The sequence below is a fragment of the Actinoplanes sp. M2I2 genome, from assembly GCF_023544445.1.
Classification (GTDB): Bacteria; Actinomycetota; Actinomycetes; order Mycobacteriales; family Micromonosporaceae; genus Actinoplanes.
Window position 1 is genome coordinate 36,528 of record NZ_JALPVJ010000001.1, and the last position, 21,021, is coordinate 57,548.

Annotated in this window: 20 protein-coding genes, 1 tRNA gene and 1 pseudogene; 12 read left to right on the top strand and 10 right to left on the bottom strand. The window is 69.0% G+C overall.

Annotated elements, in window-relative coordinates; genetic code table 11:
• Nucleotides 1–9: 9 nt before the first annotated feature.
• Together HJC40_RS00195 and HJC40_RS00200 are read right to left on the bottom strand one after the other, a co-directional pair.
• Entirely contained in the window at nt 10–483 is a 474-nt protein-coding gene (locus tag HJC40_RS00195) for a MerR family transcriptional regulator (RefSeq protein ID WP_249997478.1), read from the bottom strand.
• Nucleotides 480–791 (bottom strand): hypothetical protein, encoded by a 312-nt coding sequence (locus HJC40_RS00200; RefSeq protein ID WP_249997480.1) that lies wholly within the window; start codon nt 789–791, stop codon nt 480–482. The genes HJC40_RS00195 and HJC40_RS00200 overlap by 4 nt, the downstream gene beginning before the upstream one ends.
• A gap of 108 nt (nt 792–899) precedes the next feature.
• Here HJC40_RS00200 and HJC40_RS00205 point away from each other — a divergent pair, with 108 nt between their 5' ends.
• From HJC40_RS00205 to HJC40_RS00215, 3 genes are read left to right on the top strand one after another with little or no spacing between them, the layout of a single operon-like run.
• On the top strand, nt 900–1,202 hold the full coding sequence (locus HJC40_RS00205; RefSeq protein ID WP_249998190.1) for a helix-turn-helix transcriptional regulator: 303 nt from the start codon (nt 900–902) through the stop codon (nt 1,200–1,202).
• Nucleotides 1,202–1,912 carry a cation transporter gene (locus HJC40_RS00210; protein WP_249997482.1) on the top strand — a complete coding sequence of 237 codons (711 nt, stop codon included), beginning with the start codon at nt 1,202–1,204 and terminating at the stop codon, nt 1,910–1,912. Before HJC40_RS00205 ends, HJC40_RS00210 begins: the two co-directional genes overlap by 1 nt.
• A gap of 2 nt (nt 1,913–1,914) precedes the next feature.
• A complete protein-coding gene (locus HJC40_RS00215) occupies nt 1,915–2,316 on the top strand; it encodes a DUF1232 domain-containing protein (protein WP_249997484.1) in 402 nt (133 codons plus the stop codon).
• A 13-nt stretch (nt 2,317–2,329) separates the two neighbouring features.
• Here HJC40_RS00215 and chrA read toward each other — a convergent pair whose 3' ends face one another.
• Genes chrA through HJC40_RS00230 form a run of 3 tightly spaced genes read right to left on the bottom strand, consistent with a single transcriptional unit; the run spans nt 2,330 to nt 4,674 of the window.
• Nucleotides 2,330–3,715: a chromate efflux transporter gene (chrA, locus tag HJC40_RS00220; protein WP_249997485.1), complete on the bottom strand. Its 1,386-nt coding sequence runs from the start codon at nt 3,713–3,715 to the stop codon at nt 2,330–2,332.
• Between the two features lie 21 nt (nt 3,716–3,736).
• Entirely contained in the window at nt 3,737–4,168 is a 432-nt protein-coding gene (locus HJC40_RS00225) for a chromate resistance protein ChrB domain-containing protein (protein WP_249997488.1), read from the bottom strand.
• A complete protein-coding gene (locus HJC40_RS00230; protein ID WP_249997490.1) occupies nt 4,165–4,674 on the bottom strand; it encodes a Chromate resistance protein ChrB in 510 nt (169 codons plus the stop codon). The genes HJC40_RS00225 and HJC40_RS00230 overlap by 4 nt, the downstream gene beginning before the upstream one ends.
• A 394-nt stretch (nt 4,675–5,068) precedes the next feature.
• Between HJC40_RS00230 and HJC40_RS00235 the strand changes: the two genes are divergently transcribed.
• The 5 genes from HJC40_RS00235 (at nt 5,069) to HJC40_RS00255 (ending at nt 9,861) form a co-directional block, all read left to right on the top strand.
• Nucleotides 5,069–6,256, top strand: a complete 1,188-nt coding sequence (locus tag HJC40_RS00235; RefSeq protein ID WP_249997492.1) for a beta-1,3-glucanase family protein — start codon at nt 5,069–5,071, stop codon at nt 6,254–6,256.
• 131 nt (nt 6,257–6,387) lie between these two features.
• The gene (locus HJC40_RS00240) at nt 6,388–7,098 is read left to right on the top strand and encodes a chitinase (protein ID WP_249997493.1); all 711 of its coding nucleotides are present in this window, start codon (nt 6,388–6,390) and stop codon (nt 7,096–7,098) included.
• A 120-nt stretch (nt 7,099–7,218) separates the two neighbouring features.
• On the top strand, nt 7,219–8,379 hold the full coding sequence (locus HJC40_RS00245; RefSeq protein ID WP_249997496.1) for an acetylhydrolase: 1,161 nt from the start codon (nt 7,219–7,221) through the stop codon (nt 8,377–8,379).
• Nucleotides 8,380–8,469: 90 nt separating this feature from the next.
• Nucleotides 8,470–9,732 (top strand): NAD(P)/FAD-dependent oxidoreductase, encoded by a 1,263-nt coding sequence (locus tag HJC40_RS00250; RefSeq protein ID WP_249997498.1) that lies wholly within the window; start codon nt 8,470–8,472, stop codon nt 9,730–9,732.
• A gap of 55 nt (nt 9,733–9,787) precedes the next feature.
• Nucleotides 9,788–9,861: transfer RNA gene (locus tag HJC40_RS00255), tRNA-Ile, on the top strand.
• Between the two features lie 119 nt (nt 9,862–9,980).
• Here HJC40_RS00255 and HJC40_RS00260 read toward each other — a convergent pair.
• Nucleotides 9,981–11,129, bottom strand: coding sequence for a Shedu anti-phage system protein SduA domain-containing protein (locus HJC40_RS00260; protein WP_249997500.1), 1,149 nt, complete (start codon nt 11,127–11,129; stop codon nt 9,981–9,983).
• A 438-nt stretch (nt 11,130–11,567) separates the two neighbouring features.
• Here HJC40_RS00260 and HJC40_RS00265 point away from each other — a divergent pair, with 438 nt between their 5' ends.
• Together HJC40_RS00265 and HJC40_RS00270 are read left to right on the top strand one after the other, a co-directional pair.
• Nucleotides 11,568–12,083 carry a hypothetical protein gene (locus HJC40_RS00265; RefSeq protein WP_249997502.1) on the top strand — a complete coding sequence of 172 codons (516 nt, stop codon included), beginning with the start codon at nt 11,568–11,570 and terminating at the stop codon, nt 12,081–12,083.
• 140 nt (nt 12,084–12,223) lie between these two features.
• Nucleotides 12,224–12,655, top strand: coding sequence for a Rho termination factor N-terminal domain-containing protein (locus HJC40_RS00270; RefSeq protein ID WP_249997504.1), 432 nt, complete (start codon nt 12,224–12,226; stop codon nt 12,653–12,655).
• Here HJC40_RS00270 and HJC40_RS00275 read toward each other — a convergent pair.
• The 3 genes and pseudogenes from HJC40_RS00275 to HJC40_RS00285 all read right to left on the bottom strand — a co-directional run.
• Nucleotides 12,602–12,886, bottom strand: a pseudogene (locus tag HJC40_RS00275) (recombinase family protein); the annotation flags it as partial. The gene HJC40_RS00270 and the pseudogene HJC40_RS00275 overlap by 54 nt on opposite strands.
• Before the next feature lie 33 nt (nt 12,887–12,919).
• Nucleotides 12,920–13,204, bottom strand: coding sequence for a hypothetical protein (locus tag HJC40_RS00280; RefSeq protein ID WP_249997506.1), 285 nt, complete (start codon nt 13,202–13,204; stop codon nt 12,920–12,922).
• A gap of 77 nt (nt 13,205–13,281) precedes the next feature.
• A complete protein-coding gene (locus HJC40_RS00285; RefSeq protein ID WP_249997508.1) occupies nt 13,282–13,458 on the bottom strand; it encodes a hypothetical protein in 177 nt (58 codons plus the stop codon).
• A gap of 702 nt (nt 13,459–14,160) precedes the next feature.
• Here HJC40_RS00285 and HJC40_RS00290 point away from each other — a divergent pair.
• Entirely contained in the window at nt 14,161–14,727 is a 567-nt protein-coding gene (locus HJC40_RS00290; protein WP_374271051.1) for an NUDIX hydrolase, read from the top strand.
• On the opposite strand, the gene HJC40_RS00295 is transcribed toward HJC40_RS00290, so the two are convergent.
• Nucleotides 14,724–16,082 carry a helix-turn-helix transcriptional regulator gene (locus tag HJC40_RS00295; protein WP_249997511.1) on the bottom strand — a complete coding sequence of 453 codons (1,359 nt, stop codon included), beginning with the start codon at nt 16,080–16,082 and terminating at the stop codon, nt 14,724–14,726. The two genes, HJC40_RS00290 and HJC40_RS00295, sit on opposite strands and share 4 nt — an antisense overlap.
• A 952-nt stretch (nt 16,083–17,034) precedes the next feature.
• On the opposite strand from HJC40_RS00295, the gene HJC40_RS00300 reads away from it, so the two are divergent.
• On the top strand, nt 17,035–20,907 hold the full coding sequence (locus tag HJC40_RS00300) for a ThuA domain-containing protein (protein ID WP_249997513.1): 3,873 nt from the start codon (nt 17,035–17,037) through the stop codon (nt 20,905–20,907).
• The last annotated feature ends 114 nt before the right edge of the window (nt 20,908–21,021 follow it).

Consider the following 21,021-nt stretch of genomic DNA (forward strand, 5'->3'; position numbering starts at 1 on the left):
TTACCCAGGTCAGGGCCACTTCGGTGGCCCTTTTCCCGTTTCTGGCGCCGTCGCGGCCTCCCGGGCACCGGTGGCGATGGTGGCGAACGGGATCGGGCAGCGTGGCTCTTCGGCGCAGCTGAGGAGGTCGTCGCATCCGGCGTCGGCCGCGGCCCGCAGGGTGTCGGCGATGACCGTGAGGTCGGCGATCCTGGTCTCGACCTCGGCGAGTTTGGCCCGGGCGCGGGCCCGCAGCCCGGCGTCGGGGCGCCGATGCCGGTGGCGGCCGGCCTCGAGCAGGCCGGCGACCTCGTCGAGGGTGAAGCCGAGCCGCTGCGCCGCTTTGATGACCCGGAGCATCGTGACCGCCTCGGCCGGGTACAGGCGGTGCCCGCCCAGGCTGCGTCCGGGTTCGGCGAGCAGTCCGCGCCGCTCGTAGTAGCGCAGCGTCTGGAGGTTCACGCCCGCGGCGGCGGCCACCTCGCTGCTGCGCAGGCCGGTCACGTCGTCAGGCGGGCGGTGGCCCGGCCGGCGAGCGCGTCCAGGACGGCGACGTGCGCTTCGGGAACCCGCACGTCGACTTCCAGCCGGTCGCCGTACGGCGTGAAGGTGAACGAGAAGAACGAACAGCAGGAGCTTTCCCGTACGGCGAGGTCACGGGCGATTTTCTCGGCATCCGCGCGGAACTGCCATCTCAGCGTGGTGGGGGAGAGGCGGGTCTGCTCCCGCAGCGAGGTGGTGAACAGGTCGTCGAACTCGGCCAGCCGCAGCGACCGGTCGGCGGTGGGAAGGGTGCACGCTTCGGGCGTCATGCCCTGACGGTAAGCCCGTACCCAGGTACCGGATGCAAGTACAGTCTTCGCTGTATACACGATCTGGTGTACGGTCAGGCCGTGGAAACCCTGGCGCACGGGCAGGTGATGGCCCGTTTCGGTCATGCTCTGTCCGACCCGACGCGGGCCCGGCTGCTGCTCGTCCTGCGCGACGGCCCGGGTTATCCCGCCGAGCTCGCCGATCAGCTCGGCGTGACCCGGCAGAACCTCTCCAACCATCTCGCCTGCCTGCGCGGCTGCGGCCTGGTCGTGGCCGTGCCCGAGGGCCGGCGCACCCGGTACGAGCTCGCCGACGCCCGGCTGACCCATGCGCTCGGTGACCTCCTGGGCCTCGTGCTGGCGGTCGACCCGACGGCGTGCCCGGAGGCCGACGAGAAGGACTGCTGCTGATGAGCCTGCCGTTGATCCCGCCGGCGCCGTCCGGGCCGTCGCCGGACCGCCGGGCGATCCTCACCCGCCGCGTGCGGCTGCTGGTCGCGGCGACCATCACCTACAACGTGATCGAAGCCGTCGTGGCCATCAGCGCGGGCACCGTCGCCTCGTCGACCGCGCTGATCGGCTTCGGCCTCGACTCCGTCATCGAGGTCTCCTCGGCCGCCGCCGTGGCGTGGCAGTTCGCCGGCCGCGACCCGGAAGCCCGCGAGAAGGTCGCGCTGCGCGTCATCGCGATCTCGTTCTTCACCCTGGCCGCCTACGTGTCGTTCGAGTCGGTCCGGGCGCTGATCGGCGGCTCGGAGGCCGAACACTCGAGCGTCGGTCTCGTGCTCGCGGGGCTCTCCTTGCTGATCATGCCGGGACTGTCCTATGGGCAGCGTCGCGCGGGCCGCGAGCTGGGTTCCCGGTCCGCGGTCGCCGACTCCAAGCAGACCCTGCTCTGTACGTACCTGTCCGGTGTCCTGCTCGTCGGTCTGGCCCTCAACAGCCTGTTCGGCTGGTCGTGGGCCGACCCGATCGCCGCCCTGGTCATCGCCGTCGTCGCCGTCCGGGAGGGCCGCGAGGCCTGGCGCGGCGACGCGTGCTGCGCGCTCCCGGTCACCCCGGCCGGCCGGGGTGACGAGCCTTGCTCCTGCTGCTCGACCGACGTGCCGGCCCGGGGCTGACGGTGCGCGACTGGCTCATCGCCCTGGTCGTCGGGATCGTCTGTGTCATCGCGAGCTGGCTCGTGCTCATCGTGCTGGCCCGGCGGCTGCCGCCCGGCCTCCTGCGCGACCTCGCCGCGTTCATCCCCGACTGCGTGACCACCGTGCGCCGGCTCCGGAAGGACCCGAGAGTCCCGCGCCGGGCCCGGATCGCGATCGTCATCGCCGGGCTCTGGGTCGCCAGCCCGATCGACCTGATCCCCGAGTTCCTCCCGGTGATCGGCCCGCTCGACGACATCGTGGTCGTCGCGCTGGCGCTGCGCTACGCCGCCCGGCAGGTCCCGCGGAGCGTCATCCTGGCCGCGTGGCCCGGCGACACCCGGCTGATCCAGCGCCTTCTCGGACCCGGCCGGACTCGCAGCTGAGGCCGGGTGGCCGTCAGACCGGGAGCCCGGCCAGTCCGGCCACCAGACCGAGGGCCGCGCAGACGCCCAGGACCCGCAGGACCGACCACTTGAGCCGGAAGGTCAGCAGGGCGGCGACGATCGCGATGACGACCGGGACCGGCCGGACCGTGGTCACGTCGGGCAGCTGGAGGTGGAGCGGGCCGGCGCCGGCCTCGCGGACCTCGGCGAACAGGGTGTGCAGGGCGAAGTACAGCCCGAGGTTGGCGATGACGCCGACCACGGCCGCCGTGATGCCGGCCAGGGCCGCGGACAGGGCCTGATTGCCGCGCAGCTTCTCGACGTACGGGGCACCGAGCAGGATGAACAGGAAACACGGCACGAAGGTGACCCAGGTGGTGAGCAGCGAAGCCAGGACGCCCGCGGTCCACGGGTCCAGCGGCCCGGGGTTGTGGTAGGCGCCGAGGAACGCGACGAACTGGACGACCATGATGAGCGGACCGGGCGTGCTCTCGGCTAGCGCGAGACCGCGCACCATGTCGCCCGCGGAGAGCCAGCCGTAGTGCTCGACGGCGCGCTGGGCCACGAAGGCCAGCACCGCGTACGCGCCGCCGAAGGTCACCACCGCGGTGCCCGAGAAGAACAGGCCCTGCTGGGTGTAGACGCTGCCGGTCCCGGTGAGCAGGGCGACCGCGGCCACGGGGACCAGCCAGACGAGCAGGCCCACGGTCAGGATGAGCGCGGCCCGGCCGGTGCTGGGCTCGTTGTGGTGCAGGGCGTCGTCGGAGATCAGCGGTTCGGGGCCGTCCTGGGCCGAGCCGTGCCCCCGGCCGCCGGTGACCAGCCGCGGTCGCCACCGGTGCAGGGCCCAGCCGGCCAGCGCGGCCGCCGCGACGACGATCGGGAACGGCACGGCGAACAGCGCCAGGGCGGCGAACGCGACGACGGCGAAGCCGACCAGGACACCGTTGGTCAGCGCGCGGCTGCCGACCCGCCAGACGGCCTGGGCGACGACGGCCACGACAGCGGGCGCCAGGCCGGCGAACAGCGCGGTGACGACGGTGGTGTCGCCGAATCCCACGTAGACGGCCGACAGCGCGAGCAGCGCGACCACGCCGGGCAGCACGAACAGCGTGCCGGCGACCAGACCGCCGCGCAGTCCGTTGAGCAGCCAGCCGACGTAGATGGCGAGTTGCTGGGCCTCCGGGCCGGGCAGCAGCATGCAGTAGTTGAGGGCGTGCAGGAACCGCTTCTGGCCGATCCAGCGCCGTTCGTCGACGAGGTGCCGCTGCATGACGGCGATCTGCCCGGCGGGCCCGCCGAAGGTCTGCAGGGAGATGAGGAACCAGGCCTTCGTCGCCTCGCGGAACGGGACGACGTCCCGGGCCGGCTGCGCGGCGGCGGGGTCGGTGGTGGTCACGAGCTTTCCTCCGGGCGGGGATCAGGCGGGTGGCCGGTCGAGCAGCAGGGCCCGACGGTGGTACTCGTAGAGGCCGTCGAACAGCGGTGCGGTGTGGGCGAGGGTCTGGTCGTCGGTGCACACCAGCGACAGCCCGCGCAGGACGACGTCGAGGCCGGGCGCCTCCGGGGCGTCGTAGCGCTCGTCGTCGAGGTCGGCCTCGTGCACGATCTCGGCGATCTTCCACAGCACCGGATCGGCGAGGTCGTAACGGCGCAGGATGGTCTCGAACGTGCAGTCCCCGCCGTGATGCCCCAGGTCGACCCCGCGCATGTCGAACGGGGTGGCGTCGCCCGGCACGTGGCTCGGGTCGCCGACGAAGACGAACGTCGCCTCCGGATCGACGTGCCGGCGGATCAGCCAGGCGCAGGCGGCCCGGTCGATGTGCACGCCGGCGCGGGTCGCCCACTTCACGACCGCACCCCGTCCCGGGCGGCCTGATCGGCCAGCTCCTGGACGGCGAGCCGGGCGGCGTCGCGTTCGGGTGGCGGGAAGTAGTCGCGCTGGTTGATGCGGCGCAGTTCGCCCCGCAGCCGGCGAGCCGCCCGGGCCTGCTCGCCGGTGTCCCCGTCCCGGGCGGCCTGAGCCTGCTCGGCGACCGCCTGATATTCCGCCGCCCGGGCCAGGCGCAGGGCGGTGGCGATCTGCCGTTCCTGCGCGACCGAGGTGGGCTCGGCCAGCCAGATCGTGGCGGTTCCGCCGTTGTCGGTGACCTCCTCGGCGACCCATTCGAGGCGCTCCCGGGTGCGGGCGTCGGCGGGCAGGCTGACCAGGCCGTCGCCCAGCCGGGCGACGCCCAGGCGCTCCAAGGTGCGCCAGACCGCGATGCGCGGGCGGGACGGCTCGCGGGGTATCCGGTACGCCAGCAGCACCCACCGTCCGGCCCGCGCCCCACCAGGAGACGTGACTTCTTCCGACACCCCTGCATGTAACCACGGTTACTTCGAAGCTGTCCACGGGGGTTGCCCAGCTCAGGGTGATTACGGTGCGACAGGTGCCGCAGTCACCGTGCGGTCCGATCCATGTTGCCCTCGAATCCGGGCCATCCTTGCCCGTCCGTCGCGCAACAAAGTGCTGACCTGCGAAGACGGCCTCCATCGGGGGTGCGCGGTGGCATGTGCTATAGCGTGACGGGCATCGATTGACACGGTGCGGTAGCGGGGTGAGGGTGTGAGAGCGCTCTCGTGCATGACGGAGCGTCACGGCCGGGGCGCAACCCCCTTCCCAGTCCGCCCCCGAAGCGTTCCGGCCGACGCGGGATCCCCTCCGGCACGCCGGGCCCGTGTCACCCGGGGGCCGGACTGTGGAGTGCCTATGCGTACCAAGCGCAAATCCCTGCTCGGAGCGGCCGTCGCCGCTGTCGCCGTCTCCGCGGCCGTGGCGGTCGTTCCCGCCGCCGACGCGGCCGGGCCGGACTTGCTGCCGCTGACCGTCACCAACGACTCCGGTCGTGGCGAGGCCGTGCACCTCTACGTGCTCGGCGAGTCCGGCGGCCGGCTCGGCTATGTGACCGAGGCCGGCACGTTCACCCCGTGGCCGGCCGGGGGCAATCCGCCGGTGGTTGCGCCCGATGTGGCGATCGACGGGCCGGGCAACGGGGCCGCCAAGACGATCCAGGTGCCCAAGGGGCTGTCCGGGCGCATGTACATGGCGTTCGGCGACAAGCTCGACTTCAGGCTGGCCCAGGACGGCGGCCTCGTGCAACCCGCTCCGTGGGCGGCCGGCGATCCCAACAGCGACATCCTGTTCGACTGGAGCGAGTTCACCTACAACGACTCCGGGGTGTTCCTGAACAGCTCCCAGGTGGACATGTTCGCCGTGCCGCACAAGGTCAGTGTGACCGGATCGGACGGCCGGACGCTGGAGACCGGCGAGCTCAAGCCGGGCGGCCACCGGGCCGTGATCGACGGGCTCCGGGCCGACGCCGACTTCGCCAAGCTGGTGCAGACCCGCGACGACGGCACCGTGCTGCGGGTGCTGTCACCCGGCAAGGGCGCCGACGCCGGTGGCTTCGACCCGAACTATCTGGCCGGCTCCATCGACCGGGCCTGGAGCGCGTACGAGAACGCCGACCTGACCGTCAGGCCGTTCCTCGACCAGCCCGACAAGGCCTTCACCGGGCGCACCTCGGGCGACGTCCTGAACTTCACCGACAGCACGGGCGCACGGGTCGCGAGCTTCACCAAGCCGACGACAGCGAACGTGTGGGGCTGCGACGGCAACCTCGGCGCGCCCAACGACCTGGTCGTCGGTCCGATCGCCCGCAGCCTCTGCGCGGCGCTGACCCGCGGCACCCTCGGGACGCTGCCGGTCGAGCCCGGCACCGACCCGGCCACGTTCTACCGCAACGAGCCCACCAACGAGTACGCGAAGCTCATCCACGCCAACATGGTCGACGGCAAGGCCTACGCGTTCGCCTTCGACGACGTGGCCAACCAGGAATCACTCGTGCACAGCGGTGACCCCAGCGCCATCGGCATCACGCTGTCGCCCTTCAACTGAGCGCAGTCGCCCTTCGACTGAGCGCAGTCGCCCCTCAACTGAGCGCTGTCGCCCTTCGACTTGGCGCTGTCGCCCTTCGGATTTTCGGATGGGCGCGCAGTCGCCCTTCACCTGAGCACAAGGAGCTGAGCATGAGCAGAAGAATTCTCGCCGCGGCCGGCGCCGCCGCGGTGGCCGTCGTGGCCGGTCTGGCCGCCCTGCTTCCCGGTACGGGAGCCTCGGCCGCGACCCTGCCGGTGTCCGAGACCCAGTTCCAGCAGATGTTCCCGAACCGGATCCCGTTCTACACGTACACGGGGCTGCTCGACGCGATGCAGAAGTTCCCGGAGTTCACCGGCGGCGGTGAGGACGTGGCCAAGCGTGAGGCCGCCGCGTTCCTGGCCAACGTCGGCCACGAGTCCGGCGGGCTGGTGCACGTCGAGGAGCTCGACCGGAATGTCTGGGAGCACTACTGCGACACCACCCAGCCGTACGGGTGCCCGGCCGGTACGGCCGCCTATCACGGGCGCGGTCCGATCCAGTTGAGCTGGAACTTCAACTACAAGGCGGCCGGCGACGCGCTCGGCGTCGACCTGCTGAACAATCCGGACCTGGTGCTGAACGACGCGTCGGTGGCCTGGCAGACCGCGCTCTGGTACTGGATGACCCAGACCGGGCCGGGCTCGATGACCCCGCACGCCGCGATGGCGGGCGGCGCCGGCTTCGGCGAGACGATCCGCAGCATCAACGGCGCTATCGAGTGCGGCGGCGGCAACCCGGGGCAGGTGCAGAGCCGGGTCGATTCCTATCGGCAGTTCGCGCAGATCCTCGGCGTGGACCCGGGCGGCAACCTCTCCTGCTGACCAGCTGACCCGCTGACGTCCGGCCGGCACCGTGATGAACGGGGCCGGCCGGATTGCTCTGGTGCTCTACTCACTCGGCGTATACGCTGAGAGAATAGTCAGCCGGCACGGGGAGGCAGCATGAAGGTCAGCCGTCGGAGTTTGATCGCCGGAGCGTTGGCGACGGTCGTCGCGGCGCCGGCCGGGCGGGCGGTGGCGGCCCCGGCGGCCGTCGCTCCGGCCCGGCTCCGGCTGCCCGCGCCCACCGGGCCCTACCAGGTGGGCTCGGTGCCGCTGCATCTGCTCGATCCGTCCCGTCCCGATCCCTTCACGGGTACGGAGCATCGGCGCGAGCTGATGGTCGGGGTCTGGTATCCGGCCCGCGACACGGCCCGCTACCCCCGAGTGCCGTGGATGGAGCCGGCCGTGATGCGGCGCTACCTGACCGACGCCGGGTACGCGCCGGACGTCCTGGCGTCGCCGCTCACGGCCGGGCACGAAGGGGCGCCGCTCCGGCGTACGGGAAAGAAGTTGCCGGTCGTCGTCTTCTCCCACGGGGCTGGCGATCACCGCAACGGTGACTCGATCATGATTCAGCAGCTGGCCAGTCACGGGTATGTGGTCGTCACGATCGACCACCTCGGCGACGCCTACAGCCGGCTGCCCGACGGGCGGGTCGTCGTGCCGACCGAGCAGTCGCTGTATCCGGCGGACTTCGAGCGGGACGCCCGCTTCGTCCTCGACAAGATCGGCGACCTGGCCGCCGGACGCAACCCCGACATCGACGGCCGCCGGCTCCCGGACGGCCTGGCCGGTGCTCCGGACCTGGGGCGGATCGGCATGTCCGGGTGGTCGAAGGGCGGAACGGCCACGGCGCGGGTGCTGCTGGCCGACCGGCGGGTGAAGGCCGGTCTGGCCATCGACCCACCGCTGCTGCCGGCCCTGACCGGTCACACCGGACGGCCGTTCCTGCTGATGACGGCCGAGTTCACCCGGGCCGCCGAGCCCGCCGTGGCCGCGTTCTGGACCCAGCTGCGCGGCTGGCGGCTCAACATCGAGGCAGCCGGCGCGACACATACGGCGTACCACGATCTGCAGGCGCTGATGCCCCAGGTGGCGAAGGTGGTCGGGATGAGCGACGAGGAACTGCACGGCTGGATCGGCGACCTGGACCCGGCCCGGGCGGTGCGCATCGACCAGGCGTACCCGGTGGCGTTCTTCGACCAGCACCTGCGAGGCCGGCGTCGGCGGCTGCTCGACGGGCCGAGCCGGGCCTTCCCCGAGGTCGCCTACCTGCCGTGAGCCGCCGCCGGTCTTGGTCTTTCCGCTGCCGCGATCACCGACCACCGTTACTCTTGGGGCCTGCCTGGTTCGTCCCCTTGTGAGGTGCACGTGTCGCAACCTGTTGAGGTGGACGTCGTCATCGTCGGCGGCGGTCTCGCCGGACTCGCCGCTGCCCGGCGGCTGGACCGCGCCGGCGTCGAGTGGCTGCTCGTCGAGGGCTCCGACCGCATCGGTGGCCGCGTCGCCACCGACGTCGTCGACGGCTGGCACTTCGACCGCGGGTTCCAGGTGCTCAACACGGCCTACCCGCGGGTGCCCGCCCTGGTCGACATCGACGCGCTCGACATGCGCTACTTCACCGCGGGCGCCCTGGTGCGCCGCGGCGGGGAGCTGCACCGGCTCGAAAACCCGCTGCGCGAACCGCTGTCCGCCGCGCAGACCCTCAACGCGCACGTCGGCACGCTCAGCGACCGGCTCAAGTTCGCGGCGCTGGCCGCCCGCTGCGCGACACTGCCCGCTTCCCGGCTGCTCGACGCCCGCGAGACGACGGCGCAGGAGATGATGCGCAAGGCCGGCCTGTCCCACCGCATGATCGAAGAAGTGCTGCGGCCGTTCTTCTCCGGCGTCTTTGCCGACCGCTCGCTCGACACGTCCAGCCACGTCTTCGCGATGGTGCTGCGCTCCTTCGCCCGCGGCCGGATCGGCGTCCCGGCCGCCGGGATGCAGGCCCTGCCGGCCGCCATCGCCGGCCCCCTGCCGTACCCCCAGCTGCTGATCGGCGCCCGCACCCTGTCGGTCGCCCCCGGCGTGGTCGTCACCGAGGGCGGCGAGATCCGCTGCCGGGCCGTGATCGTCGCGACCGACCCGTCCTCGGCGTCGGCCCTGCTGCCGCAACTGCCGCACACCGACATGCACGGCCTGACCACGTTCTACTTCGGCGCCGACCGCGCCCCCATCGCCGAGCCCACCCTGCTGCTGGACGGCGACCGCCGCGAGATCATCGCCAACACGGTGGTGATCAGCAACGCCGCACCCGAATACGCGCCGCCCGGCAAATCCCTGATCGCCGCCTCGGTGGTCGGCGTCTCGGCCCCGTCCTCAGCCTCCGAGACAGTGATCAGGGTCGAGCTGTCCCGCTTGTACGGCGTACCGACCGACGACTGGGAGATGCTCGAGATGATCAGCATCCCCGAGGCCCTGCCCGCGGCCCGCGTCCCGCAAGCTCAACTGCGCAAACCCGTCGACCTGGGCGACGGCCTCTTCGTGGCCGGCGACCACCGCGACAGCCCCTCGATCCAGGGCGCGCTGGCCGGCGGCTGGCGGACGGCCGGGGCTGTGCTGTCCCGGCTAGGGGCGCGAGTCGGCGTCTGAGCGGGGAGATCGCTGGCTGTGGGTACGCGGCACGGGTTAGTATCGCCGCCGGTAAGGGGCGGTAGCTCAGTGGGTTAGAGCAGGGGACTCATAATCCCTCGGTCGCGGGTTCGAGTCCCGCCCGCCCCACGGGTAGGACCAGGGCATTCGCCCTGGTTCGCCGAAGGCTCCTCAGTCGCCGGACCCGTTTCAGGTCCGCTCGTGTCGTCCGATGCGGTCCGTCCAGCGGCATCTGAGTCCAAGCCGCCTCAGAACGGCGGATCATCCCAAGGATCGCGGTACGACGCGGGTTCCGGCCACGGGTCCTCTTCTGGCTCCGGCCAGTACTCCTCCACGTCTCGCTCGCCTTCGTCCTCGCCATCCGCATCGGTGAGGGCAAACGAGCCCTCAGCGCCCTCGATCAAGTCTGCGAACGTCATCACCTCGATGCGGGAGAGATGGCTGTTGTAGGTACGGATTGCCTCGTTGATAGCTTCCTGCGGAATTCGGCTCTCAACGAACATCGGATGGCCAATGACCACCGTCGCTGACGCACGACGCGGATCCACCTTGAAGCGGTTGAGGATGAAGTCACGCTGCTCGTCCAAGCTTCGCAGGTAGTTGGCCGCCTGCGAGACCGCCTCGTGCACTTCGTTGCCGACCCGATAGTGGCTCCGGTGCTCCCGAATTAACTTGGGGATATTCGCCTGCTTGATCTCGACTACATGCAGCGATCCATCTGACCGGACCAGCAGGAGATCCATCTCGTCCCCCGGCACGAGTTGCCGGCGAACGTCGGCCTTGATGTAGCGACCTCCGAACACCCACCACTCTTGGTCCAGAACCTTCTGGATGTCTCCTTCCAGGCTGGCGGGATCTTCGACAACCTGGCGCCATCTGCGGAGGCCCTGGAGCTGGCGATTTCGCTCGATGACGTCCGCGAGCACCCCCGCCTCGTCCATCCGTGCGAGGGCCTCCGCTAAATCGGGTGCGTTGCAGATTGCCGTAACCACACGGTGGACAGCTTCCGCATCGACGCGACCCTCATCGATACCTGCAATCAGCTGCTGGACGGCTGAATCGTGCGCGGGAAATTGGTAGACGCCAGCGGTTGGGAAAGCGTTGTTGAGCAGATCCCTGACTGCCTCGATCTCCCGATCCTCGCAATACCACCGATGCTCCGCCCTGTCCTCGAAGCTGAAGCCAGGACCATTGAGGCTCCTGCCGAAGGTTTGCACCTTGAACTCGCGCCGTTTGATTTCGCCGGTTTCCTCATCCGAGATAGTCAGGATGGTGGCCGACTCGAAGACCCGCCTGCCCTGCTTGACGTCAACCGTCGTGAAGTCAAGAACGTTGGGAGGCTGATGCTTTGTAGTTGTACGAACTCGAAACGCCTGGGCCGCCGCATCCTGGCTCATTAGCGCACCGTAGCGACGGACGCACCATACGTCGATGGAACGGGCGTTCGATGGCGATGCGCCGTCGCGCTGACGAGCGGGAACTCAAGACTGTCACTCACAATCAGGCAGCAGTCAGCTGCACCGAGCGCCTAACTCAAGAACGATGCCGGCACACTCCGCCCGGCCGCACGGGGACCACTCCCGGCATGTGACGCAGAAGCCCGTCGAGTCCGGCCGGTGGTCGATGGCCACTTGCCGGGTGAGCGTCCAGACGATCGGATCGGCATCGGCTGGGGGTAATTCCGGAGGCATCATCGCTCGGTCCCTTCGAATGACGAGATGCTAGCTTAAGCCTTTCATTGGTATATACCTACAATAGTTTCCTGGTAGCGGCTCTGCATTCTTGGCCCGATGGTCCATCCTGGACCAAAACCCGGCATGCCGACGGAGGGCAAGTTGATCCTCTTCCTGGTTGGCCTTGCGGCCTCCATCCCGCTTTCAATTCTTGCCAACATCTTGACGCCGAAATGGCAGGTGTTCTGGGCGCGTCGATCAGAGGCTGCGCAGCTAGCGGAAGCTGAAATGTGGAATGAGCACGAAAGAATCATCCAATGGTTCAAAGAAAATCCTGTTTCCTTCAATAGCTATCTCCTGCGCGCAGGCTTCGTCGCATTGCGCCACTTGGTTGCGATACTTTTCGCTGCCGGCCTTTCCATCACGATCTTTGTGGTGAAAGGCGAACTCGACGGCTGGGCGAGGGCATGGCTCTTGGGGTTGGCAGTCGTCTCGATGATTCTTGGCTACGTCTGGTTGATCTGGCTGCTCGGCACTCTAGGTCAAGCTCGCAATATGGTGGCCTGGGTCGGCAACCGAGCGGACTGGCCCGTCAACGCGGCCATGACGCGGTACATGGCGCCGCTCGAAGATGAGCCAGGTGCTGGCGGCCTCGACCCGTCCGCGCCAGTTACGTAACGGCCGGACGCAGGAGTGGCCGACCTGCGTCTTCGTTGACGCGGCAAACTCGTTGTACCTACATTCCAATTACCTGGCGTAGCGTATTTGGTGACGGAGCGTGACTGTTCCGGTTTCGACCCCAACCGAAGGGACCAACCATGACTGCCGCCGCTACGGAGCTGCCGACCACCGTTCCCGCCCTCCGCAGCCTCGCCAAGGACCTGGGTCTCAAGGGAATGTCCGCCGCCAAGAAGGATGCGCTGGTGCCGGCCATCACCGAGGAACTGGAGCGCCGCGCCGTCGCGGAGAGGGCAGCTGCCCAGGCGGGCAAGGCTCCCAAGCTGTGCGTGATCTGCGGGAAGCGCCGCCCCACCTCGAAGAACGGCAAGAGCTTCAACGACCAGTGCGACCCTTGCCACGTCGAGGCGGGCTGGGAGAACACCCACAGCGACGCCAACCACGCGGCGGTCCTGGCGGTTGCGGAGGCCGAGCGCACCGAGCGGAGATCGCCGGGTGCTGGATCTGCTTCCCAGAGCTCAGTCGGGCGCGCCGGGAGCCGACTCCCGGCCAGTCCCGAGCCGGTCAGGTAATCGTCGCTTGATCAGGCCGGTGAGGCGGTAGTCGGATCCGTTCATGGCTCGCTGGCTGTGGGCGTCGGAGCGTGAGTCGGCGATCTCGCGGATGTGGTCCCAGGTGGCGCTGTCGTTGAGCGCGGGGTGGGCGTCAGGGACGTGGGTGTCGCCGTACACGATGTCGCCGGTGTAGGCGGGGTTCTCCAGGAGGCGGCCGATCGTCTTTGCAGGGAAGGCGACCGGACCGGGCGTCTGAAGGCCGAGAACCCGATCGCTGGGCGTTCATGAGGAAGTGCTTTCGCTTCCGACTGCGGGGTGTGGCCTCGGTTCGTCCTCGCCGTGGGTGCCGTAGCAGACGCGACAACGGGCGTGCAGGGCGTCGGCCGGCTGGTCGTCGCTGGCGACGTAGCGATGTGGTCGGTAGTCGAGTCGTTCCACGGTGACCATCGGGACGATGCCGTCACGGATGACATGAGCGGCCGTGACGGTGGCGAGGTGGTAGCCGGCCTCGGCGAAGCAGAAGTGGAATCGGTGGCTGTAGAAGCCGGTTTCCAGGACGGACGCCATGACCGCAGGAAGCGCGGACCCCTCCATGCACTCCGGTACGTGGACGAGCACTGCGGGCGGGTAGTGCCGCATGATCGTCAGGCCGCCCGTCGCGTCGCGCGGTGGACCGGAGCAGGCGGGGACGTGTCGAGCCATCCGAGGACGCGGTCGTAGATCGCGTCGTCACGGCCGCTGACGTGGTGCCCGTCGGCTCGGTCGTCGATCATGTCGATCGCGCAGGACTCGAGGTAGAGCCGCAGCGATCGTCGATTCACCGAGACCTGTTCGGCCAGTTCGACCTTGCCGGGCGCGCACGGCCACGGTTCACCGCAGGCCAAGCAATCCCACGTCGGCCGGTCGGGCTGATGTGGCGTCCTCGGTATCAGCATCAATGGCCACCGTTCGCGCGGCGCCGCTGAGCCGGAGTGAGTGCTCCCGCCCGCCCGACCTGGTTGTAGGACTGCGTCGGCTGCGTCGCCCAACTTGGCGTACTCGGAGGGTGTGGTGGAGTGGTCGCGGCGGGCAGGTCGGCGGTGGTCATCGCGCCGCAGTGCGGGCACCATCGGCTCTTGACCTTGAAGCTGATCAGGCCCGCGAGGAACCCCGCCAGGAGCGCGCTCGTCGCCGCTATCGCCACCACCGGGCTTCACCTCCGCGAACGAGGTCGTTCGTGGTCGTCGCCATGTCCTGCCTTCCGTGATGGGCGAGGGCACATCGATCTGTGACGTACCGTCACGGTGGTCCCGCTGACCCGGGTGTTTCTGTGGTTCGGCGGGGACCGTGTGCCCGGTCTCGATCCAAGGGGTGGCGGCCGTCGTCGTGCGGCGGTCGCCGTGGGCTTAGCTGTGATTTACCAGGTGTTTCGGTCACAGCGTGGCGGTCCGGTGACCCAGATTTGAAGGCGGCAGGCGTCAGCCGCTGTCAGCCGACGCGACAGGTGTCGGAGTACAACCCGGAAGGCGTACGGCTACAGTGCGCTGATGAGCATTGAGCCGAAAAGGGCCAGTGAGTGGACCATCCACGGGGAACGGGTCGTCGACGACACCCGCAAGGCGGTGCTGAGCATCGCGGACGTGGAGCTACCCGACGGCGTCCGCTTCGAGCAGTACGTCCTGCGCATTCCGGCCGCCGCGATGGTCATCGTGCTCGACGACAACGAGCGCGTGCTGATGATGTGGCGGCACCGCTTCATCGTGGACCGCTGGGTCTGGGAACTGCCCGGCGGCTACCTCGACCCGGCCGAGGACTCCATGACCTGCGCTGCTCGCGAGGTCGAGGAAGAGACCGGCTGGCGGCCTCGGAGCATCGAGAAGCTGATCAGTTTCCAGCCGATGGTGGGCACCATCGACCAGGAGAACATCGTCTACCTCGCGCGTGGGGCCGACTTCACCGGCGCGGCCCCGGACATCAACGAAGCAGAGCGCCTCGGCTGGATCCCGCTCGACGAGATCCAGCAGCACATCGACAGCGGCACCATCGTCGGTGCCGGCTCCGTCTCCGGGCTGCTCGCCCTGCTGCTACGCAAGGCGGCCGGCAAACTTTAGGCGCTCGCCAGGACCGGTCGGGCCCGCTCGGCGAAGTCCTGCACCGCGGGTAGCCCGACATGCTTGGAGAGACGATCGGCGAGGTCGGTCAGGTAGTCGCGGGCGCGTGACGAGTGCAGCCCTTCCGTGGCTTCGACCGCGTCGACACCGACACGCGCGGCTTCTTCCGGCTCGTCGTTCTGCGCGTGCGCCACGGCCAGCAGGACGAGGTTGAACTGCCGTCCCCGCGCATACTGCCGACCGTCCATGTCCAGCGACCGAGTGGCGAACCGCGTAGCGATATCGCCCCTGCCCAGAGCGGTGAAGCAATGACCGAACTTCGCTGCCAGGTACGACTCGTCGAAGTAGCCGATCCACTGCGGCTCGCTGGTCCGGTCAGCCTTGTCGAAAATCATCTCTGCCCTGTTCAACGCCGATGCGCAGGCCTTCTCGTTGCCGCCGACGGCATGACCTTGGGCTTCGAGGACCGCTGATTCCGCCTCGATCGCGGCGATACCCGCCTCGGCTGCCGCGCGGCCGGCGGCCTTGGCGAGATCCACCGCTTCGCCGGACGCGCGCAGGAACGCGGCCTGATGGCTCATCGCCGCCAGAATCTCGGCTCCCAGCGCCCGATCACCGGCACCCGCCGCGAGGCGCAGAGCCTGGATCAGGTATCGCTGGGCCATCCCGTGCAGCCCGGCGTCATACGAAGCCCAGCCCGCGAGCTGGGTCGTCTCCGCGACGGCGGACAGCAACTGGCGGCCGGTCGCCGCGTCGTAGCGGCCGCTGATCAGCTCGGTGACATCGGCGTTGAGGAACCGGACCAGGCTGTCGCGGATGTGGCCGCCGCCGAACTGGTTGTCCAGTGATCGGTACGTCGAGGTCATCCGGCGCACGGTCTCGACGTCGGCGGCCCCGATCAGCCGCTCACCGTTGCCGGTCGGGCGCTCGTCGAGCGACGACATCAGCCACCGCATCGCCGCAGGCAGAAAGGCCGTCGCGCTGAAGCCGACCTGTCGAAGAAGGTCCCGCCGCTGCATATCGCCTCGCCAAAGATCAACAGCGACATCTATGCCGTGCCGCCAGTCCGGCGCGAACTCTAGCCCGGACGGCACGGCCACCACCGCCTGTGCGAGCGCGACCGGCCGGGCATCGGTGTCGGCTGACACCTCGGACACCATGGCGGACAACTGCCCACCCGCCTCGAGCGACTGATCCAGCAGAACCGCGACCGACAGACTCGGACGTTTCAGTCCCGACTCGAGATCCCATAGGTGGCCGTGCGAACAATGGATCATCCCGCCGAGTCGGCGCAGCGACAGTCCATGCTGTTCACGCAGCTCCTTGAGCTTGCGACCGAAGTCGGGATGGGCCACAACAGTCCGTCGCGGCATCGGCCACCCCCAACGATTCGATGAACGGCGCCCCCGGAACCGGGTATCTCCGGACACCATAGCTCTCAGTTGGACGTTCGGACCCGACCCGACCTGCGGATCCGGCAAGACGTGCCCAGCGGATGCCACCATCGCCCGGCGCTGCGCATGGGGTGCCGATCGCAGCCAGCGCCATATCTCCGTGGCGGGCCACCGCTGCAGTTACCGGTACTGGCGATGCTGCACTGCCCGCGCCTCCCTCTGCCCCTCAAGACGGCTCCGAGTTCTTGAAGGCGCAGACATTTGTGGCATGACGCAAGGAAGGCTGTCTATGCGCGTCGCGCACGTCTGGGTGTGGACGAGAAGTCGCCAGCGGCACCATCGGCATGTTGATCGCCTTTGTCGGCGTCGAGGTTGCCGGGAGGTCTCGGGAAGCGCTCTCCGCCCAGTGGGACAGTCGGAGGTTGCGTTGCCTTAACGAGCAGGTGTGGCGTGCGCTTGTGTCGCACCTGCTCGGTCGACGTTGAAGCGATGGTAGGCGGGGCCTGGCCAGTTCGTACTCGTCGCAGTGGTTCGTCGATCGGCGTCCTGCGTTCTCGGGCGAGGGGAACTTCGGCTGCCTGGTTTCATGACGGTCGATGAAGGCATTGATGGGCGATGACGAATCTGTTAACTTTTCAGCACCTCTGAGAAAGCGCTCTCCGAGGCTTTGAGCTCCAAGACTTGACGGCACCGCATCCCCGATCAGGTGCCGTCGCAGCCGCCCACGACCACCTCCATCCCCCATCGCGGCGCCGCGCGACGTCCCCCGATGCGCGACGTGCCGACCCTCCACCGCTGGGACCGACGCGGCACTGTCATGCGCGCTCAGGGACCCATCGCGGGGGCGCCTACCGCGGCCACGTTCGAGACGTGATCGGCGCACGTCTCGGCTGCTTCCTCACGAGAGGACCCCATGATTCGCAGAGTGCTACTGATCGTCGCCCTTGTCCTGGCCGGGATGGGTGTCAACGCCGCCCCGGCCTTCGCTGCCGACTTCTCGGTGCTGATCTTCAGCAAGACCGCGGGGTTCCGGCATGACGCCATCCCCGCGGGGATCGCCGCGATCCAGCAACTGGGCGCGCAGAACAACTTCACGGTCGAGGCGACCGAGGACGCCGCACAGTTCACCGACACGAACCTGGCCCGGTTCAAGGCGGTGATCTGGCTGTCCACCACCGGCGACGTGCTCGACGCGACCCAGCAGGCCGCGTTCGAGCGTTATCTTCGCGCTGGCGGCGGCTATGTCGGCGTACACGCGGCTTCCGACACCGAATACGACTGGCCCTGGTACGGCAATCTCGTCGGGGCCTACTTCGCCAGTCACCCCGCGATCCAGCCGGCCACCGTTCGCATCGAGGACACCGCTCACCCGTCCAACGCGGGCATCCCGGTGAACTGGAACCGCACCGACGAGCTGTACAACTACCGCACCAACCCCCGCCCGCAGGTGCACGTCCTCGCGAATCTCAACGAGGCCACGTACACCGGCGGCAGCATGAACGGCGACCACCCGATCTCGTGGTGCCGGCCCTACGACGGCGGCCGATCCTGGTACACCGGCCTCGGCCACACTCAGGAGAGCTACACCGAGGCCCACTTCCGCACCCACCTGCTCGGCGGCATCAAGTACGCCGCGCAGAACCTCGGCAACTGCTCGGTGCAGGGTCCCGCCGGCACGTTCAGCCAGGTCAATCTGGCCAAGGGCGCGGCGGAGACCGGTGAGCCGATGGGCCTCACCGTGCTGCCCAACCGGGGTGTGCTGCACACCTCGCGGAACGGCGTCATCCGGTACACCGATGTCAACGGCAACACCAAGGTCGCGCTGACGCTGCCGGTCTACAGCCACGACGAGGAGGGTCTGCAGAGCATCAAGGCCGACCCCAACTTCGCCACCAACCGCTGGGTGTACGTCTATTACGCGCCACCGTTGAGCACGCCCGGCGGCGACGCTCCGTCCACGGGTACGGCGGCGCAGTTCGCTCCGTTCAACGGCTCCAACAAGCTGGGCCGGTTCACCGTGCGGGACGACAACACGATCGACCCGGCCTCGCTGGTGACGATCCTCGACGTGCCGACCAGTCGTGGGCTGTGCTGCCACGTCGGTGGCGACATCGACTTCGACGCCGCCGGCAACCTGTACCTGTCCACCGGTGACGACACCAACCCGTTCGAGTCGGCCGGGTTCGCGCCGCTCGACGAGCGGGCCGACCGCAATCCCGCCTACGACGCGCAGCGCACCTCGGGCAACAGCAACGATCTGCGTGGCAAGGTGCTGCGGATCAAGCCCGGCGCGACCGGCGGCTACACCATCCCGGGCGGCAACATGTTCGCCCCGGGCACGCCGAACACCAGGCCCGAGGTGTATGCCATGGGCTTCCGCAACCCGTTCAAGATGAGCGTGGACAAGGCCACCGGCGTCGTCTACCTCGGTGACTACGGCCCCGACGCCGGCGCTGCCGACCCGCAGCGCGGGCCCGCGGGCACCGTCTCGTTCGAGCGGATCACCCGGCCGGGCTTCTTCGGCTGGCCCTACTGCTCCAACTACAACACCCCCTACCAGGAGTACGCGTTCCCCACCGGGCCGTCGTCCGGTGCGTACAACTGTGCTGGTGGGCCGACGAACAACTCGCGGAACAACACCGGTGTCACGGCGCTGCCGGCGTCGCAGGCGGCCTGGCTGCCCTACGGTGGGCAGGGTCCCTGGCGGCCCGAGCTGGGTGGGGGCGGACCCATGGGCGGCCCCGTCTACAACTACAACCCCGCACTGGCGTCCGATGTGAAGTTCCCGGCGTCGTACGACAAAAAGGTCTTGCTCGGGGAATTCACGAGTCGCTGGATCAAGGCGGTCACCCTGAACGGCGACGGCACGGCCGGCGCGATCGAGCCGATCCCGTGGACCGGAACGGCGATCATGGACATGGAGTTCGGCCCGGACGGCGCCCTGTACGTTCTCGACTACGGCACGACCTGGTTCGGCGGAGATGAGAATTCGGCTCTCTACCGGATCGAGTACAACAGTGGCGGCAATCGGGCTCCGATCGCCCAGGCCGGCGCCACCCCGTCCTCCGGTGCGGCCCCGCTGACCGTGCAGTTCAGCTCGGCGGGCAGCAACGACCCGGACGGCGACCCGATCACGTACGCCTGGGACTTCACCAGCAACGGCAGCACCGACTCCACGGCGGCCAACCCGACGTTCACCTACCCGGCGAACGGCGAATACACCGCGACGCTGACGGTACGGGATTCCGGCGGCAAGACCTCGACGGCCAGTACGGTCGTCGGAGTCGGCCGGCCGTCCATCCAGTTGATCGCACCGCCCGACGGATCGGTGTTCCAGTTCGGCGACCTGGTGCCGTACGAGATCAGGGTCACCGACCCGAATGCCGGCACCATCGACTGCAACCGGGTCGTGCTCAACTACGTGCTCGGCCACGACAGCCACGGTCACCCGATCACCAGCAAGAACGGTTGCAGCGGCGCGATCCAGACCACTGTGGATGGTGAGCACGACGCGAGCGCGAACATCTTCGGGGTGCTCGCCGCGGAGTACACCCCCGTCACCGGGGTCGCGGTCTCGGCTCAGCACCTGCTGCAACCGCGGACCCGGCAGGCCGAACACTTCAGCACCATGAACGGCGTCCAGGTCGCCGCGAAGGCCAACGCGCACGGCGGCAATGCCATCGGTTACATCGAGAACGGCGACTGGATCTCCTTCGCCCGGTACAACCTGGCCGGCGTGACCGGCATCAAAGCGCGAGTCGCCTCGGCCGGCGTCGGTGGCACGCTGACCGTGCGGACCGGCTCACCGACCGGCCCGGTGGCCGGCACGGTGCAGGTCGCCCCGACCGGCGGCTGGGAGACGTGGGCCGACGTCACCGGGACGGTCAGCCCACCGGCCGGCACGCAGCAGTTGTACCTGGTGTTCACCGGCGGCGCGGGATCGCTGTTCGACCTCGACGACTTCACGTTCACCTCTGGCGGCACCACCCCGCCGCAGACGGGCAACCTGGCCTTGAACAAGCCGGTGACGGCGTCGAGCACGGAGTCCGTCGCCTACCCGGCGTCGGCCGCGGTGGACGGTTCGCCGAGCACCCGATGGGCGAGCACGGCCGGCGATCCGCAGTGGATCCAGGTGGACCTCGGCCAGTCGACCGCCATCGACCGGGTCAAGCTGACCTGGGAGGCGGCCTACGGCTCCGGCTACCAGATCCAGACGTCGGCCAACGGGACGACCTGGACCACGGTACGGACGGTCGCCGGCGGCGACGGTGGGGTGGACGACAACACAGCGCTGGGCGCCACCGGTCGCTACGTGCGGATCAACGGCACCGCCCGCGGCACCGCCTGGGGCTATTCGCTGTTCGAGTTCGAGGTGTACGGCGGCGGCGTCGTGCAGCCCTCGGGCAACCTGGCGGTGAACAAGCCGGCGACGGCGTCGAGCACCGAGGCGGTCGCCTACCCGGCCTCCGCGGCGGTGGACGGTTCGCTGACCAGCCGGTGGGCGAGCGCCTTCGCCGACCCGCAGTGGATCCAGGTGGACCTCGGTCAGTCCTACCCCGTCAATCGGGTCAAACTGACCTGGGAGGGGGCGTACGGGTCCGCGTACCAGATCCAGACGTCGGCCAACGGGACGACCTGGACCACAGCCCGGACGATCACCGGCGGTGACGGTGCGGTCGACGACCACACCGCGCTGGCCACCACCGGCCGGTATGTGCGGATCAACGGCACGGCCCGGGCCACCGCCTGGGGCTACTCGCTGTTCGAGTTCGAGGTCTACAGCTGATCGGACAGACCGCGTACGACGGGGTGCGGGGACCTTCGGGGGTCCCCGCACCCTGGCCTGTCAGGACCGCTCTAACAGTTGTCTCAGGATCGCTCGGTATGAACTAGGCATCGC

What these genes read in the sequence shown, in the direction of transcription:
- HJC40_RS00200 (WP_249997480.1), bottom strand. Translation starts at nt 791, where the DNA reads ATGACGCCCGAAGCGTGCACCCTTCCCACCGCCGACCGGTCGCTGCGG.
- HJC40_RS00205 (WP_249998190.1), top strand. Translation starts at nt 900, where the DNA reads ATGGCCCGTTTCGGTCATGCTCTGTCCGACCCGACGCGGGCCCGGCTG.
- HJC40_RS00210 (WP_249997482.1), top strand. Translation starts at nt 1,202, where the DNA reads ATGAGCCTGCCGTTGATCCCGCCGGCGCCGTCCGGGCCGTCGCCGGAC.
- HJC40_RS00235 (WP_249997492.1), top strand. Translation starts at nt 5,069, where the DNA reads ATGCGTACCAAGCGCAAATCCCTGCTCGGAGCGGCCGTCGCCGCTGTC.
- HJC40_RS00240 (WP_249997493.1), top strand. Translation starts at nt 6,388, where the DNA reads ATGAGCAGAAGAATTCTCGCCGCGGCCGGCGCCGCCGCGGTGGCCGTC.
- HJC40_RS00245 (WP_249997496.1), top strand. Translation starts at nt 7,219, where the DNA reads ATGAAGGTCAGCCGTCGGAGTTTGATCGCCGGAGCGTTGGCGACGGTC.
- HJC40_RS00260 (WP_249997500.1), bottom strand. Translation starts at nt 11,129, where the DNA reads ATGAGCCAGGATGCGGCGGCCCAGGCGTTTCGAGTTCGTACAACTACA.
- HJC40_RS00270 (WP_249997504.1), top strand. Translation starts at nt 12,224, where the DNA reads ATGACTGCCGCCGCTACGGAGCTGCCGACCACCGTTCCCGCCCTCCGC.
- HJC40_RS00280 (WP_249997506.1), bottom strand. Translation starts at nt 13,204, where the DNA reads ATGGCGTCCGTCCTGGAAACCGGCTTCTACAGCCACCGATTCCACTTC.
- HJC40_RS00300 (WP_249997513.1), top strand. Translation starts at nt 17,035, where the DNA reads ATGATTCGCAGAGTGCTACTGATCGTCGCCCTTGTCCTGGCCGGGATG.